A 15,517-nucleotide genomic window follows, 5' to 3' on the forward strand; every position below is an offset into this window, starting at 1 on the left:
CACCCTCTCTGGACTTCATGTGAAAGAAGTGATAGACAAAATGCCTATCACTCAAAATAAAATATAAAACTTACGGATTAACAGATTCCCCATCACCATTTTTCTCAATTTCAAGCATGTTTTTGTCGTACATTTTAAAGAATGGTAAATAAATAAGGAATGATATTGTTATGTTTATAAATACGAGTACAATCGCTCTCCAATCCCCACCTGTTGCTAAATATGCACCAATTGGAGCTGGTAATGTCCATGGAGGCATTATATGTGTTGGTGTAACAAACCCCATCGCGGTTGCTGAGTATGCAATAGTTGCTGTTACTAGTGGTGTAATGATAAATGGGATAATTAATATTGGGTTTAGTACAATTGGCAATCCAAAAATAACAGGTTCATTAATATTAAAAATACCAGGCACAATACAAGTTCTTGATAATGCTTTCGAATATTTTGATCGACCAAATACAATCATAGCTAATACAAGTCCTAACGTCGCACCAGAACCACCAATCCATATAAACCATTGGTATAATGGTTCTGGTGAAATGAATGGTAACTGATTTGCGCCACTAGCAACTGCTTCACCATTTTTCCCTAAATATACTTCCCATAATGGCCGGGCAACAGTTCCAACAACCGACACACCATGTATTCCGAATGACCAAAAAAATGTAATTAAAAATACTGGAATGATTACACCGAAGTAACTATCACCAGCTTTTACTAACGGTGCCGCTAATTTATCAACTACATGATGTAAATCAATACTAAAAACGACAGTTACTAAACTCATTAAAATAATAACGAATGCAGCAGGTATAAGTGCTTCAAACGAACGTGAAACAGACGGCGGTACTTGTTCTGGCATTTTAATCATTACATTTTTCGTCTTACAAAATCTTAAAATCTCAACTGATAAAATAGAAACAATCATTGTCACGAATAATCCATGACCTCCGAGATTTGTCATCGGAAGCATAAACCCTTTTTTATCAATTAATTCAGGCGTTAATGTTAATAGTAATGAACATACTGCAAGCTGTGCTCCTGATAAAGCATCTAGCTTATAACTTTTCGCTAAATTATACCCTATTCCAAATGCTATATATAAAGACATAATAAACATCGTTAAACGATATGGTATTAATATACTTGTTTGATTTTTTAATGCCCAAACAGATATGAAACTATCTTTCGGTAATGGTGGAAATGCTACGATTAAAAAGAAACTTCCTACAATAATAAATGGTAACGCTGAAATAACTCCATCACGGATTGCTTGTAAATGCCTCTGTTCAGAAAGCCTTGCCATCGGTCCAGATAAGTTTCTATCAAGAAACGTGACAAATTTATTCATAACGCTTCCCCCTAACTAATTAAATCATTTACAGTTTTTAATAAAGTCGGTCCGCCAAGCGGCGTGTATGCTTGTGGCGGTATGATACCGCACGGGATAGATTCCTCTTCTGCGAATTATTTAACAGAGTCAAATCTATGTCTTACTTGAGGTGCAACCATTACAACGTCCCAGCCATTCTTTACTTCTTCCTCTATCTCACTTGTTCCAATGGCATAGACTTCCATGTTTACACCTTTTTTCTCCGCCTCTTTTTTTAAAGCGTTTACAACAATTGCACTGGACATCCCTCCAGAACAAACGAATAAAACCTTCATTTATTAATCCTCCTATACTTATAAATTATCCCCTTCGGATGAAAGGAAGTTTCACTTTACTAACAAGCATATGAAGAAGTAAAAGAATTTAGTTATATTGAAAGTAAATTTCAGTAAAAATATTTTTCCTATTAAATTAATGTTTCAATATTTATTTTTCTCAATTGTAAGTACAACCTCACCTCGGATATCATATTAGCTAACCATATAATAGGGAGGCGTATAAATAATCATGAAACGTTTATTAGTGATATGTTGTATCGGCATCTTTTTTATTCCTTTCTCTTTCATTTCTCCTCACTCTACTTACGCTGAAGTAAATACTACGTATAAAAAACACGAATTACGTGCTGTATGGATTGCATCTGTACTTAATATTGACTGGCCCTCAAAAACTGGCTTACCTATCGCAAATCAAAAACAAGAGTTTATTAGATTATTAGACGATGTAAAAAACACTGGTATGAATGCAGTTGTTGTACAAATAAAACCAACCGCTGATGCTTTTTACCCTTCCAATTACGGTCCTTGGTCTGAATACATTACAGGTACACAAGGAAAAGATCCTGGATACGACCCGCTCGCATTTATGATTGAAGAAGCACATAAAAGAAATATAGAATTCCACGCATGGATTAATCCATACCGAATAACGATGAATCACACTGATATAAATCGGTTATCGGATAACCACCCTGCAAAACAGCATCCGGATTGGGTTGTACCTTATGGAGGAAAGTTATATTACAACCCTGGTATTCCAGAAGTGAAAAAATTTATTACAGAAGGCGCTTTAGAAATCGTACAAAATTACGATATTGATGCACTGCATATGGATGATTATTTTTATCCATATAAAGTAGCGGGTGAACAATTCCCCGATCAAAAAACGTTCGAAACGTATAATAATGGTAGATTTACAAATATAGAAGATTGGCGACGTGACAATGTAAATGAACTTGTCAAAGGTTTAAATACTGCTATAAAACAAGAAAAATCATACGTAAAGTTTGGCATAAGTCCGTTCGGCGTATGGCGAAATATAGCTGACGATCCAACTGGCTCTAACACAACTGCAGGTCAAAGAAACTATGATGACCTTTATGCCGATACACGTGAATGGATACAAAAAGGATATATTGACTACATTACACCACAAATTTATTGGAATATTGGTTTCACACCAGCTGCATATGACATATTAGTAGATTGGTGGGTAAAAGAAACAAATAATAAACCGATTCACCTATACATCGGTCAGGCGGCCTATAAAATTAATAATAATTCTGTCCCAGCTTGGTCTAATCCTGAAGAATATCCAAGACAAATTGCATTAAACCGGTTATATCCTGAAATAAAAGGTAGTATGCATTTTAGCTTAAAAGATATTAATAACAATCCAATAGGGGTTAAAGATAGACTCGCAAAAGACATATATAAACATCCTGCATTAATCCCATCTATGCCTTGGCTTGATCATGATCCACCAAAACAACCGACTTTAAAAGGGGCCATTCCAAGAGAAGAAGGTATTGCTGTAGGTATCATTGATGATAGAGAGAATGATTCTGCTTATTACGCCATTTACCGTGTGAATGGAAAAAATGAAGTGGATATAGAAAATCCGAAACATTTACTTACTACTGTAAGAAAAACAAAACTTGGAGAAATTTATGTAGATAAAACAGCTATTTCTGGAGAAACATATACGTATGTAGTAACTGCAGTTGATCGATTGCATAATGAAAGTGTTGCATCTAGTCATACTACCGTTAAAGCAAAATAACAACTAATAAAAAACGCCTTAAAAGCTAAGAACTATAGCTTTAAGGCGCTTTTTTTATTTATTCTTAAATTTCTCAGTCGCTGCTCTCATCTTCACATTCAAATCGTGATCAATCGAGTCACGAATATCTCGCTCGACTACTTCCATTTCTTTTTGGAAATTTTGCAAGTAGATTTTTAATTCTTCTTCTTTTTCTGGTCGTTGTGAAGGTGGTAATTGTACGACTAACGATAGCATCGCTGTTAAATCTTTCATTAAGAATGTTTCAAGTTTATGTTGTTGTTCAAACATACGCTGCTCCTGATAATACGGCAAGGCATTTAATACTGAAATTGTAATTTCATCAACCGTTCTTTGTAATGAAGGGTTTATTGAGCGTTTATACGCTTGAATTGTATTTAATGCATCTGGATATCGATCATAAAAATACAATTTATAAAACGATAAGTCTGTCGGTTTTACTGTTTGCTGCGTTTCTTGTCTTAAAAAATCTTTTACTTTCATCGCCGCTACATCAATATCTTCATTTGTAAGTTTTTTCGTTGTTTTTGCCATTACATGTACTTTTTTCTGTTTTTCTTTCGGTAACATTGAGAATACTTGCTCTCTCGTACGTTGACCCGATGCACAGAAAAGCGTGTTTAATGTATATTGTTCTTTCTTTCCTTCCGTACGAATCCAGCGATAAAAAAGTGGATGTTGTGTAAATTCTTGTAGAAACGGCAAAGATTTATTCGATAACTTATCTAAAGAATCGTGTGCCCTTTTATATGGTTTCGTCCATGAAAAAAACAGTTTGCGTCCGAAATATACAACTAAAACAACGACAGTAAATGCGATTAAAAGCAATGTACCCAATAGTACTAATACTGTTTGAATGAAACTCATTTTTTCACCTCCTCTAAAAGTCTGTTATTTCCTTGGACGCTGAATGAGTTTTTGTTTCATTTCATCATTAAATGTGTCTAGTTCAATAACAAACTTCTTACTTGACTCTATAATACGTTCTGATGATTTCTCAGAAGCTTCAATCGCAGCAAATACGTTTTGGAATGATTCGCGTAATTTATCCATGCTAATTGCAGGATTTTCAAGTAGTTTTGTTGTTTCTTCTGTATTTTGTTTTAATGCTTGTGAGTTACTTAATACCATTGATTCAATTGCTTCATTTGTCGCATTCACTGCATCAATTGTTTTACGTTGATTTGTTAGGGCTAACTGGATAGCAGCTGAAACTGTTACAACGTTTTGCGTCATCGTAATTGCATTACGAATTGCCTCTGTTAACTTTTCATTATTTTTTTTAATAATGTCTACAGATGCGATAGATTGTAATAGTACACTTTTCGCTTGCTGCATATTTCGTGTACGTACTAGAATTTTTTCTAATGCATCATTAATTAATGGAATATCTCTTTGACGTTCTGGATTTTGTTTCTCAGCTTCCAGCATACCAGCGAGTTTTCTTCCTAAGTATACTTGTTTATCCAGAGCGTGAATTTTATCGTGCGATTGTTCTTTAAGCATCTCAAGGCCAACTGTATCTTCTTGTAAGTTGTCACGACCAATTAGAAGGGATCTTATAATCTCTTCAATTTGTTTATCTATAGATTGATATTTATGCACGTATGTTTCAAGTGGATTTTTCTTGAATACTTTAAACATAATTTTCTTCATACCACTTGCTTTTAATGAATTCGGATCAAGCTCTGATACCACTTTGCGTAATTCTAACAATGTATTTGGAATTTCTTCATTCTTTCCATTCATCATCGCTGTTACAGGACGTTTTAATGCTGATAACGTTTGTCCTGCTGCTTGTTGCTCTTTATCCCCTAAATCTCCTAGCTGTGACAATACTTTTGATAAATCCGTATTTTGCTCGCTATTTAATTTTTGTACATAAAGATCAGCTTCTTTATTCAGTTCCTCTAATTCTTGATCTTTTATAACTGTATCTACTACTACTTCTACATTATTATCTTTCACAATGGATACAGGTTCTTTTTTCTCGAGTTCAGTCAACAAAATCGCTCCTTTATTTATATGTGCGAATTTATATGCACTATATTTCATCTATTATATCGTATTTCATATACATTCTAACTGCTTGAAATCGATTTTTTTAGAAATGCCTGTCTATGCAGTCATTCCCTGTTTCTTAGTATAAGTATACCTGTTCTCAACATTATTTTCCTCAGACTTAAGACCTAGAGAACAACATGCTGAAGGCGGATTCTTCGTATGTTACGTATATAAATTACGTCCTTCCCATCCTACTGTACTCAATCTTTTGACATACACCCTTCTTAAATGTGATAATTATATTACGCTTAATCCTAACTCTTCTTAAGCGCTACAAATGCTCCATTTTGAAATGCCAATAAGACCGTTTCAAACATTTCATCTTCTTCAATCATTTTTCTAAACTCGGCTAACTCACTTGCATGAGAGGTTGCATTATCAACAACAAGAAAACCCTTTGGTTGTAAAATGCGTTTTATATGCTCAAGCCACCACATGTATTGCGTACGCTCTGAATCTAGGAAAATAAAATCAAATGAGTGATCTAATTGTGCATCTAAAAATGCCCCTGCTTCTTGATTATGAACATCAATCCTTTGTAAAAGGTTTGCCTTTTCAAAATTGACAAGTGCCTCTCCAACTCGTTCTGAAGAAAGCTCTACAGTTGTTACATTTCCATTTGTTTCTTCTACCGCGTTAGCTAACCACAATGTAGAATAACCATTAGAAGTTCCGATTTCTAAAATGTTTTTTGCGCTACACCCTTTTACTAAAATCGATAAAAACTGCCCCATCTCACGAGTAATATTCCGTAATTTTTCTTCCCGTGTTTTTTTATTTCGATCATGCTCTTCTCCATATTGTTCAAGTTGAAATAATAATGAATCTAACGTATCCATTTTTTCATCGCCTTTCCAAAGCAATATGATGAAAAAGCTCTTGCTGCCCGTCTACTTTCATTATATGCGAAACAAAAACCTTTTTCCCGTTATATGACAAAGATTTGAATTTTTTTATAGCATATTGTTTCGTTTTTTGGTAAAGTTAATTTCTACGTGCAATTATTCCATTCATACTATTTTTAATTCGATTGCAGTTATTAAAAAATACAAACCCCAATTAAATGAATCGGTATTTCAAATTCAATTAAGCGCCCTTTCCGGACGCATTTTCTTTTGTTTATATATTTCTAGAAGAAAGGATGCTTACAATGAACGTGATTAGCTTAGATGCTGCTCGAAAGCGCAAACAACATAAAAAATTAATGATTACTATACCGATTATTTCACGTATTTATGAAGAAGACGGGGAAATTAAATTTGAGGTAGCCGGCGAAAAAGATGTACCTCTTGAAATGTTAGAGAAATAATAAAAAAGACGCACTTCTAAAGAAATGCGTCTTTTTTATACTATTATATTTAAGTGAATAAGTTTTTCCGGATTAACCATCATATAAATGTTTGCGATTTTTTCATTCTCAAATGTAAATGAAAGCACATAGGTCACTTTATTTTTCACTTTAACAAGAACACCTGGGGCGCCATTTACTATCTTATAATCAACATTGTATTCTCCCGGAAACTTCTTCCCAATTCCAAAGAATAAACGTATAATTCTATCTGCAGAATAGATTGGATGGATTGCAGTTGTAGCTTTACCACCACCATCAGCTTTTAATATCGCATCTGTTTTTAATACTTCTAACATGCCTTGCGCATCCCCACACTGCAATGATGATACAAATTTCTCCACATAGGCAGCCATTTTCTTCGTACTTAACTTTGACTGCTTCGGCTTATCTAAAATACTTTTTCGTGCACGTTGAAAGATTTTTCGGCAGTTCGCACTACTCTTATCTACAATTGAAGCGATTTCTCTGTAGTCATAACCGAAAACTTCTCTTAATATGAAAACAACTCTCTCTGCCTCAGACAATTGTTGTAAAAGTAATAAATATGCCGTAGAAATGGATTCTTTCATTACAAATGACTCTGATGGATCATCAGTCTCTTCCACAAATGGCTCTGGCAACCACATTCCAACATATACGTTCCGTTTATGTGCCGCCGAACGTAATTTATCAATTGAGCGATTTGTTACCATTTTACATAAATATGCTTTCATATTTTCTATAGATTGAACGTCCTCTATATTATTTAGCGAGATAAAAACGTCATGAACGATATCCTCAGCATCCATAACACTCCCAAGGATTCTATATGCTAACGAAAATAATAATGATTGATACGCTTCATATAATTGCTCCGTTTCCATGATGAATTGCCTCACCTTCGGATTGCTTTAATATGTGTAACGCTGCACGTTTTCCGCTTGCCACCGCAGCATCAGCTAATATTTCATCATGCCCAGCCCAATCTCCTGCAACATAAACACCTGGCATTCCAGGTATATTAGGGCCTGGTTTTTCAACACGGTCAATATGAGGAAAATCATATACTACCGTTATTTTCGGTAAATATTGCTGTGCAACAACTTCTCTTTTCCAATTCGGATGTAACAATTCCATCATATTTTCTAACTGTTCTTTCTCTTCTTGAATATGATTCAGTTCTAGTACAGGGTTATGGTATTTAATTAGACTCACTACAATTGATCCATCTTCACTTAATTTAGCTGCTCTCGATTGATTCGTGAAAAATATAGATTGATCTAATCCCAATGCAAAATGATGCAAAGGATTCGGTAATTGTTTTAAACCAATATCTAAAGCTGCCACGGTCACTTGTATAGATTGTTCACTCCATTTTTGCAAACTTGTTCCTTCTGTACCTTTTATAATTTTACATGCCTCTTTCGGTGGAGTTGTTACAATGACTGCACCTGCTTCAAATACTTCATCGTCAAAACAATGTATTCTTTGTTTTCCTTGACAATGCTCTATTTTCAAAACATGCTTTTTAGCCAGAAATTGTACACCACTATTATTCGCTATTCCTCTTAAATTTGTTATTATCGTCTCCCAACCACCATCTACATAAAGTACTCCTTCTTTCATAGAAAACTGTATTTGTTTTAGTACGGAAGATGCTAATTGTATTGTAGGAGCATACGTATATGTTGTTGTTCGACATAATGCATAAAATATATTTCGAACCATTGGATCTTTAATTTCATTTTCTGCCCATGTAGTTAGACTCATTTTTGGAACTTTTCCTACATCTAAATTTCCTAAATGAATCATAAGACGAGCAAACTGGACTTTTGCAGACCATGAAAGTAACGGTGTTGATAAAATAGAGCGAAAATCTGTTGGAATGGTATAAATATCCCCTTTCCATATTCCATGTGCTTTTGTAGATGGGATTCCACCTGGAAGATCTACTCCTAGCTCATTAAAAGTTATAAACGCTTCTCCACCTCTATATAAAGCATGTGCACCAAGATTCATACAAATGCCGTTTTTATTTATAGTGATCCCTCGACCACCGAAGTGACTGGACTTTTCTAATACAATAACCTTCCTTCCAGCTTTCGCTAAATATATAGATGCTGTTAATCCAGCAAGCCCACCACCAACAATTGCTATATCAAAATGTTTCATAATAAAATCCCTCCTTATCCGTTCTACATACAAGACGAACGATTAAGGAGGGATGTGACATGAAAATATATTTTTACTTATCTATTTTATTTCATTATTTTTTTATTCTGTCATATTGCATACGAAATAACTCAATTGCAAATGGAATATCCTCCTCACTCTTTATATAATAACTTATCCATCCTGATTCAGGTAATACGTGATGTGGTTTCACCAATCCTTGGCTCACTAATTCATCCCGCTTTACCTTTGGAAATGGTAAATCAACTAACTTATCGCCATGCAAATGACCAAGTTCTTTCTTACCATAATTTATTTCAATACCACCAAATCGATGCGGTTTTTCAGAAACACCTGCCCAGCCAAGTACTTCATTTCTAATCATTTCACTAAATGACATGAACCTTCACCCCTTATTAATGATTGATGTAATATTAAATTAACACGTTCATTACTTTTTTCCATCAATCCAAAGTATGAATGGATATACGAATATAGTTTAATCTCAATATCTTTATTTTTTTACACACTTAAAACAATTTCAAAGGGTATTTATTCTATTATATAGAATTATTATTAAAAATAAATTTAAGGGATGGATATATATGAGCACGGTATTATTACAAAAGGCAAATTATCTACGATCTGATGAATTAAAACTTTTGAAAAAAGCTATACATTTTGCAGAGAAAGCACATGATGGACAATACCGTCAAACTGGAGAACCATATATTATTCACCCTTTCGCGATTACAGAAATACTGCTAAATTATAAAGCTGACATTACAACATTGATTGCTGCTTTATTACACGATGTTGTAGAAGATACCGAATACTCTCTAGAAGAAATTGAATCACATTTTGGTGCGACTATTCAATATATTGTAAACGGATTAACAAAAGGAAAAAAACTACAAGATCAAAACAAAGTATTGTACGAAGCCATTAATTTTAAAAAATTACTAGTATCCTCTCAACAAGATATACGTGTTGGCATTATTAAAGTTATAGATCGCCTTCACAATATAAAAACATTGAGTGTTAAAAAAACCGCAAAACAAGTAGCTTATGCGAATGAAACATTAACACTATTTGCACCACTTGCAAAGCGATTAGGGTTATATACAATCCAGTATGAATTAGAAAATCTTGCATTTCAATATCTACATAAAGGAAGATATACTGAAGTACATAAATTTTTAACCGAATATGTGCCACATCTTCAAAAAAATATAACTCATTTAAGAAAAGGGATACATTCTTTTTCTAATACAAACCTTTCATTTGAAATAAACTATGAGTTCCCCCCAGTATATACTACATACTCACAATTACAAGAAATACAAAATGTATCAGGTATTTCACAAATTTGTATTACAACTACAAGTGTACTAGATTGCTATAAAATTCTTGGAATAATACATCAATTATATAAACCAACTATAAACTATTTCGAGGATAATATAGCACTTGAAAATAGCCATTTTAATAACAACTTAAAAACTAAAGTCAATATGAATGATGCTGAACAAACAATTATCATTCAAACACAAATAGCAAAAACGTTGAAAGATAACGGGATTTTTTCTTTATTGAATGATAGAACTGCAAATATTCAAGCAATATCTTATAAAATAATGGATGATACAATTGTGAATAACAATTTATTAACTACAGATCCAATCACTTTCCGTAGTTTAGTATCGTATGAACTATTTGAAAATACTATTACAGCTTATACTACAGATTTACAACCAGTTTATTTACCTGATGGTGCTACAATCATTGATTTTTCTTTCTCTGCATTTCCAAAAATTGCACATAAGATGAAAAAAGCAAAAGTAAATGGGATCACTGTTCCACTTAAAACAAAGGTTTCTCATTTTGACATCATCGAAATACATTTTGATTTTAAACTAAACTTGGAATTAGATTGGCTCAATTATGCCAATACCGCTAAAGCACAATTAAATATTAAGCAAAAACTATCTTAAATAAAAGACGACTACCTTTCTAAATGGGAGTCGTCTTTTATCGTAATGAAACCATTTTTTCAAAATTGATGAAATAAATTTCTATATTCTTCAACCCTAACCCAACATCGATATTAACTGTTATATATCCGTATCAATATTAAAGTAAGTACAAAGTACAATCTATATTCTTTATGGGATATGTAAATTTATTAAGCTACGGAAAACGGCACATAACAAAGACTAGACACATATCCTAATTTTGTAACCTAACTTACCTATAGAAAGGCGGGTAATACAAATGACTTCTAATATCGACTACACTTCCCCCACAACTAATTTCACCCATGATTTAAGTAAAAGTAATTTTTTTAAGAAAAATGCCCAAAATTATATAAACGTACTTGGCATGAAACAATTAAATACGTTAGAAAATACTTCTTTATTAGATATCTATTTAAGTACAGGAAATGTTATAGAGCCGCATATTCATCAAAATGCAGCTGAACTTGTTTACTGTATTTCAGGATCTGCTGTTGTTTCCTTACTTAATCCTTTTACAAACCAAATATTAAACTTACCGATAAAACCAGGGCAAGTTGCCAACATTCCACAAGCGTGGTGGCATTATGAAATTGCTACAGCAGATGGTACTCATTTATTAGCTATTTTCGATGCCCCAACCCCAGAAGTTATTTTTGGTTCTGATATTTTAAGACTAACTCCCGCTAATATGATGGCCCATACTTACTGTCTCGATGAACAACAATGGAAACAAGCGATATCCCCTATTCAATCCACTACAGTAATTGGTCCCCCAGCAAACTGTAATCAAAACCGCGGCACGATAAACCCAACAACTCAGCCTCCTAATCCACAACAAAATTTATATTACCAAGATTCATACTATTTCCCTCTTTACTGGGGATATTAATTTATTTCATTAATAGACAATTTTTTATCTCCTCGGAAAATTCGTAGGAGATTTTTTATTGTATATCCACCATTCCTATTTTTTTCGTAACAATTAATAGAGTACATACATATAATATTTATATATTTAATTGGAGGTGATAGTACTATGAGTAATTATAACTATCGAAAAAACTACTCTAATAATAAAAATAGTAGTTCATCAGCATCCTCTCAGTCTTCGAATTCTCAATCTTCCAATTCCCAATCACAAAGAGATTTAGCCGAGCAAGGCTATGTAAAGAAAAAAGGATGTAACTGTAATAAAAACAAATAGTTTATTACTAATTTGAACTATAACATTTCAACGTTCACGATAAATACCTTACTTTCCTTGTATACCGTTTATGTAATGGATGAATTCTATTTTTAATAGAATTCATCTTTTTTATTTATAGGTAATTTTTTCAAATCATTTAACTTATTCCATAAATAATAAAGTATAAATCATACATTTTGATTTATCACCTATCTTCCCATAAAATATAGCCCTTCCTAATAAAATTAGGAAGGGCTATATACAGAATACATTACCACAAGTTATTCGATATTAATACCTGCACTTACAAATCCAGCAACTGCAGCTATTGGACTTGCTGCTGTTAATGAAACATATAACAGTATTTTATCTCCAGCAGCTACTGGAATAGCTTCAGGAATGATTCCCGATGCTGTAGCACCAATCGCTATTACAGCAAATGCTGGTGCTAATAATAAAGGTGCGCCCTGTACTGTAAACGTATTACTCGCTGCTGGTGCAGTTAATATTTGTATCTGCACTTGAACAGGTGATAATGGAGCTAATGCAGCTGTTGCACTAAAGAAACCTGCTAATGACGTAATAGTTCCTGCACGTGGTGCTACAAATGCATAATCACCTATACCTAACGCTAATGTGATACTTGTTCCACCCGTTAAAGCTATGCCAGGCTGACTAAATCCAAATCCAAGAAGAGTTCCTGTATTAGCTATTAATGCGTTAACTAACGCAGATGGTGTTGTACCTGAAGCGAATGGAATAATAGCTCCGCCACCTGTTGCTCCTGTTGCTCCTGTTGCTCCTGTTAATCCTGTTGCTCCCGTTGCTCCTGTTGGACCTGTGTCTCCCGTCGGACCTGTTGGGCCTGTTGCTCCTGTCGGGCCTGTGTCTCCTGTTGGGCCTGTCGCTCCTGTTGCTCCTGTGTCTCCCGTTGGACCTGTTGGGCCTGCTACTCCTGTGTCTCCCGTTGGACCTGTTGGGCCTGTCGCTCCTGTTGCTCCTGTGTCTCCCGTTGGGCCTGTTACTCCTGCTCCTGTCGGGCCTGTTGCTCCTGTTGCCCCTGTTGCCCCTGTTGCTCCTGTTGCTCCGCCTCCTGGACCTGTTGGACCTGTTGGACCTGTTGGGCCACCTCCTGGAGTAGCACCAATTAGTTGAACTAATAAGTTTAATAGAAGTTGTAAGCTTGCAGGATCAATAATTAAAGAGAAGAAGAATGGTGCAAGAGCACTGAAGAATTGTTGTAATAAAGAAAGTAATTGACCTAGGTCTGGGTTAGGAGATTGTAGTAAGTTAATAATACTTTGAATTAATTGTTTTAAGAAATTCCCTTCTGGAGAAGGTGCTAATTCATTTAGTAAATTCAATAGTTGAGTAAACAAATTGAGTAAAGCTAATCTGTTTGCATCACTTGGATTTGCAAAAAACGCTGCAATAGCCGCAATTAAAGAGTTTAGTAAAGTTATTAATCTTCCTAATTGTTCACTAGTAATTGGAACCGTTTGTGGATTGTTACAACAATCTGGAGTGAAAACAATCGGATTATTGCAGTTGTTATGACCAAAACAATTGTTATGTGACATTTATTTCCTCCTTACTTATCTTATATTTGAGTGTTTTCCTATTATAAGAACTATAAAATTGTGTATAGGTTTCATTCACTTAAAATAGGAAACATGAATTATAATTAAACTGAAAAAACGATATTTAATTATGTTCATGACTCACATATTAATTATATGTTTTTAATAATTGACTGCTTAGATTAAACACCTAAACTTAAGAGTTTATTTTAATTTTCCACGTTTATCTCTTAGGTCCAAAAGCACATTTTAATTTAAATCTTAAAACTAAGCATTTGCATATAACCAACAAGTAACAACACCATCTTTTCAGATAAGTAACAATATCTTTACTAAAATTATGTTCTCTCAATAATTAAGAAGCCGTTTCTATTATAGAAAACTCTCATACAATATATCGGACAAGTTATTCTACACTTCGTTCAAAAAATAATGTAGGAGGTGAGAATTAATTGCCAATCATCCAACCATTTATGGCATCTAGAAGATTTACATCTACACTAGGAGCTGGAACAGGAACAGGTGCAGCTTTTGCAATTGCTGCTACAGCTTGTTTAAACGATGCTGGTACTACTGCAACTGCTTTTCCGACTTTTACGTATTACAACTTTTATGTAAACGGTATTCTTCAACCTAGTGTGAACTCCAGTATTACTACTGGACCTACTGGTGCTATTACAATTCCTGGCGGAGATGCATTAGACGGCGGAATTCCAATTACAATCGAATTTATCGTCACTTAGTTTAACTACTTTAATGTAGAACAAAAAGACAGATTCTTGTTATTTAAGAATCTGTCTTTTTTAATTAATAATGATGAATTGCAAAATAATTGAAGAACCTTGCGTTGGTGGTTGATTATCCAATAAAGTTAGCTGACCATTACTAACTTGATATAATGGTTGTGGTTGAAGTATTCCATTAATAAACAAATTAATATAGGAAACCTCATCAGGAGGTAATATATGTGTTGTACCATATTGAGCTATCCCATCTGAATCTGTATATATAAGTTTTTCTCCATCTGAAAAAGTGTAAAATAATAAATTAGTTGTTGTTATGGGACCAATAACTCCCGTTGGACCCGTTGAACCTGTTGAGCCTGTTGCTCCTGTTACTCCCGTTGGACCTGTTGCTCCCGTTGGACCTGTTGCTCCCGTTGTTCCTGTTACTCCCGTTGGACCTGTTGCTCCCGTTGTTCCTGTTACTCCCGTTGTTCCTGTTGCTCCCGTTGTTCCTGTTACTCCCGTTGGACCTGTTGCTCCCGTTGTTCCTGTTACTCCTGTTGGACCTGTTGCTCCCGTTGTTCCTGTTACTCCCGTTGGACCTGTTGCTCCCGTTGTTCCTGTTGCTCCCGTTGGACCTGTTGCTCCCGTTGTTCCTGTTACTCCCGTTGGACCTGTTGCTCCCGTTGTTCCTGTTACTCCCGTTGGACCTGTTGCTCCCGTTGTTCCTGTTACTCCCGTTGTTCCTGTTACTCCCGTTGGACCTGTTGCTCCCGTTGTTCCTGTTACTCCCGTTGGACCTGTTGCTCCCGTTGGAATATAAATTGGCGGAAGAACTGGAAAGGTAGGTCCAATATTTTCAAATCTTACCATACCTTTATTCAACGATAATTTGTCATTGCGGTTCAATTTAATACCTCATTCCACATTTTTGTTTACTAATTAACAAAATATAACATCTATC

The 15,517-nt window shown here is 34.5% G+C and carries 14 protein-coding genes and 1 pseudogene; 5 read left to right on the plus strand and 10 right to left on the minus strand.

Annotated elements, in window-relative coordinates; all coding sequences use genetic code 11:
* Positions 1–70 precede the first annotated feature (70 nt).
* Both ILT06_RS17460 and ILT06_RS17465 read right to left on the minus strand, forming a co-directional pair.
* Entirely contained in the window at positions 71–1,354 is a 1,284-nt protein-coding gene (locus tag ILT06_RS17460) for a PTS sugar transporter subunit IIC (protein WP_001032306.1), read from the minus strand.
* A gap of 11 nt (positions 1,355–1,365) precedes the next feature.
* A pseudogene (locus tag ILT06_RS17465) lies at positions 1,366–1,671 on the minus strand (PTS sugar transporter subunit IIB).
* A gap of 226 nt (positions 1,672–1,897) precedes the next feature.
* On the opposite strand from ILT06_RS17465, the gene ILT06_RS17470 reads away from it, so the two are divergent.
* Positions 1,898–3,457, plus strand: a complete 1,560-nt coding sequence (locus tag ILT06_RS17470; protein WP_088048199.1) for a glycoside hydrolase family 10-like protein — start codon at positions 1,898–1,900, stop codon at positions 3,455–3,457.
* Positions 3,458–3,511: 54 nt separating this feature from the next.
* Here ILT06_RS17470 and ILT06_RS17475 read toward each other — a convergent pair whose 3' ends face one another.
* The 3 genes from ILT06_RS17475 to ILT06_RS17485 form a co-directional block, all read right to left on the minus strand.
* Positions 3,512–4,345: a DUF3974 domain-containing protein gene (locus tag ILT06_RS17475; protein WP_064474139.1), complete on the minus strand. Its 834-nt coding sequence runs from the start codon at positions 4,343–4,345 to the stop codon at positions 3,512–3,514.
* 24 nt (positions 4,346–4,369) lie between these two features.
* Positions 4,370–5,482 carry a toxic anion resistance protein gene (locus tag ILT06_RS17480; protein ID WP_000137410.1) on the minus strand — a complete coding sequence of 371 codons (1,113 nt, stop codon included), beginning with the start codon at positions 5,480–5,482 and terminating at the stop codon, positions 4,370–4,372.
* Positions 5,483–5,796: 314 nt separating this feature from the next.
* Positions 5,797–6,381 carry an O-methyltransferase gene (locus ILT06_RS17485; RefSeq protein WP_000380142.1) on the minus strand — a complete coding sequence of 195 codons (585 nt, stop codon included), beginning with the start codon at positions 6,379–6,381 and terminating at the stop codon, positions 5,797–5,799.
* Positions 6,382–6,692: 311 nt separating this feature from the next.
* Between ILT06_RS17485 and ILT06_RS17490 the strand changes: the two genes are divergently transcribed.
* Positions 6,693–6,851: a hypothetical protein gene (locus tag ILT06_RS17490; protein WP_001100983.1), complete on the plus strand. Its 159-nt coding sequence runs from the start codon at positions 6,693–6,695 to the stop codon at positions 6,849–6,851.
* A 35-nt stretch (positions 6,852–6,886) separates the two neighbouring features.
* Here ILT06_RS17490 and ILT06_RS17495 read toward each other — a convergent pair whose 3' ends face one another.
* The 3 genes from ILT06_RS17495 to ILT06_RS17505 form a co-directional block, all read right to left on the minus strand.
* Complete coding sequence (locus ILT06_RS17495; protein ID WP_064474138.1) at positions 6,887–7,756, minus strand: sigma-70 family RNA polymerase sigma factor; 870 nt, start codon at positions 7,754–7,756, stop codon at positions 6,887–6,889.
* Positions 7,734–9,044: a phytoene desaturase family protein gene (locus tag ILT06_RS17500; protein ID WP_064474137.1), complete on the minus strand. Its 1,311-nt coding sequence runs from the start codon at positions 9,042–9,044 to the stop codon at positions 7,734–7,736. Before ILT06_RS17500 ends, ILT06_RS17495 begins: the two co-directional genes overlap by 23 nt.
* 94 nt (positions 9,045–9,138) lie before the next feature.
* Positions 9,139–9,444 (minus strand): luciferase domain-containing protein, encoded by a 306-nt coding sequence (locus tag ILT06_RS17505; protein ID WP_002035104.1) that lies wholly within the window; start codon positions 9,442–9,444, stop codon positions 9,139–9,141.
* A 205-nt stretch (positions 9,445–9,649) separates the two neighbouring features.
* On the opposite strand from ILT06_RS17505, the gene ILT06_RS17510 reads away from it, so the two are divergent.
* Positions 9,650–11,038, plus strand: coding sequence for an HD domain-containing protein (locus tag ILT06_RS17510; RefSeq protein WP_064474136.1), 1,389 nt, complete (start codon positions 9,650–9,652; stop codon positions 11,036–11,038).
* 280 nt (positions 11,039–11,318) lie between these two features.
* Complete coding sequence (locus ILT06_RS17515; protein WP_064474135.1) at positions 11,319–11,951, plus strand: cupin domain-containing protein; 633 nt, start codon at positions 11,319–11,321, stop codon at positions 11,949–11,951.
* A gap of 578 nt (positions 11,952–12,529) precedes the next feature.
* On the opposite strand, the gene ILT06_RS17520 is transcribed toward ILT06_RS17515, so the two are convergent.
* Entirely contained in the window at positions 12,530–13,828 is a 1,299-nt protein-coding gene (locus ILT06_RS17520; RefSeq protein ID WP_222655330.1) for an exosporium glycoprotein BclB-related protein, read from the minus strand.
* Between the two features lie 452 nt (positions 13,829–14,280).
* Here ILT06_RS17520 and ILT06_RS17525 point away from each other — a divergent pair, with 452 nt between their 5' ends.
* Positions 14,281–14,571, plus strand: a complete 291-nt coding sequence (locus tag ILT06_RS17525; RefSeq protein ID WP_001121646.1) for a DUF4183 domain-containing protein — start codon at positions 14,281–14,283, stop codon at positions 14,569–14,571.
* Between the two features lie 60 nt (positions 14,572–14,631).
* Here the strand turns inward: ILT06_RS17525 and ILT06_RS17530 are convergent, their stop codons facing one another.
* Positions 14,632–15,462, minus strand: a complete 831-nt coding sequence (locus ILT06_RS17530) for a DUF4183 domain-containing protein (RefSeq protein ID WP_222655331.1) — start codon at positions 15,460–15,462, stop codon at positions 14,632–14,634.
* Positions 15,463–15,517 lie beyond the last annotated feature (55 nt).

The organism is Bacillus sp. 17RED48 (assembly GCF_019837545.1).
In the GTDB taxonomy this organism is placed as follows: domain Bacteria; phylum Bacillota; class Bacilli; order Bacillales; family Bacillaceae_G; genus Bacillus_A; species Bacillus_A wiedmannii.

What these genes read in the sequence shown, in the direction of transcription:
- ILT06_RS17485 (WP_000380142.1), bottom strand. Translation starts at nt 6,381, where the DNA reads ATGGATACGTTAGATTCATTATTATTTCAACTTGAACAATATGGAGAA.
- ILT06_RS17490 (WP_001100983.1), top strand. Translation starts at nt 6,693, where the DNA reads ATGAACGTGATTAGCTTAGATGCTGCTCGAAAGCGCAAACAACATAAA.
- ILT06_RS17495 (WP_064474138.1), bottom strand. Translation starts at nt 7,756, where the DNA reads ATGGAAACGGAGCAATTATATGAAGCGTATCAATCATTATTATTTTCG.
- ILT06_RS17500 (WP_064474137.1), bottom strand. Translation starts at nt 9,044, where the DNA reads ATGAAACATTTTGATATAGCAATTGTTGGTGGTGGGCTTGCTGGATTA.
- ILT06_RS17515 (WP_064474135.1), top strand. Translation starts at nt 11,319, where the DNA reads ATGACTTCTAATATCGACTACACTTCCCCCACAACTAATTTCACCCAT.
- ILT06_RS17520 (WP_222655330.1), bottom strand. Translation starts at nt 13,828, where the DNA reads ATGTCACATAACAATTGTTTTGGTCATAACAACTGCAATAATCCGATT.
- ILT06_RS17460 (WP_001032306.1), bottom strand. Translation starts at nt 1,354, where the DNA reads ATGAATAAATTTGTCACGTTTCTTGATAGAAACTTATCTGGACCGATG.
- ILT06_RS17475 (WP_064474139.1), bottom strand. Translation starts at nt 4,345, where the DNA reads ATGAGTTTCATTCAAACAGTATTAGTACTATTGGGTACATTGCTTTTA.
- ILT06_RS17505 (WP_002035104.1), bottom strand. Translation starts at nt 9,444, where the DNA reads ATGTCATTTAGTGAAATGATTAGAAATGAAGTACTTGGCTGGGCAGGT.
- ILT06_RS17510 (WP_064474136.1), top strand. Translation starts at nt 9,650, where the DNA reads ATGAGCACGGTATTATTACAAAAGGCAAATTATCTACGATCTGATGAA.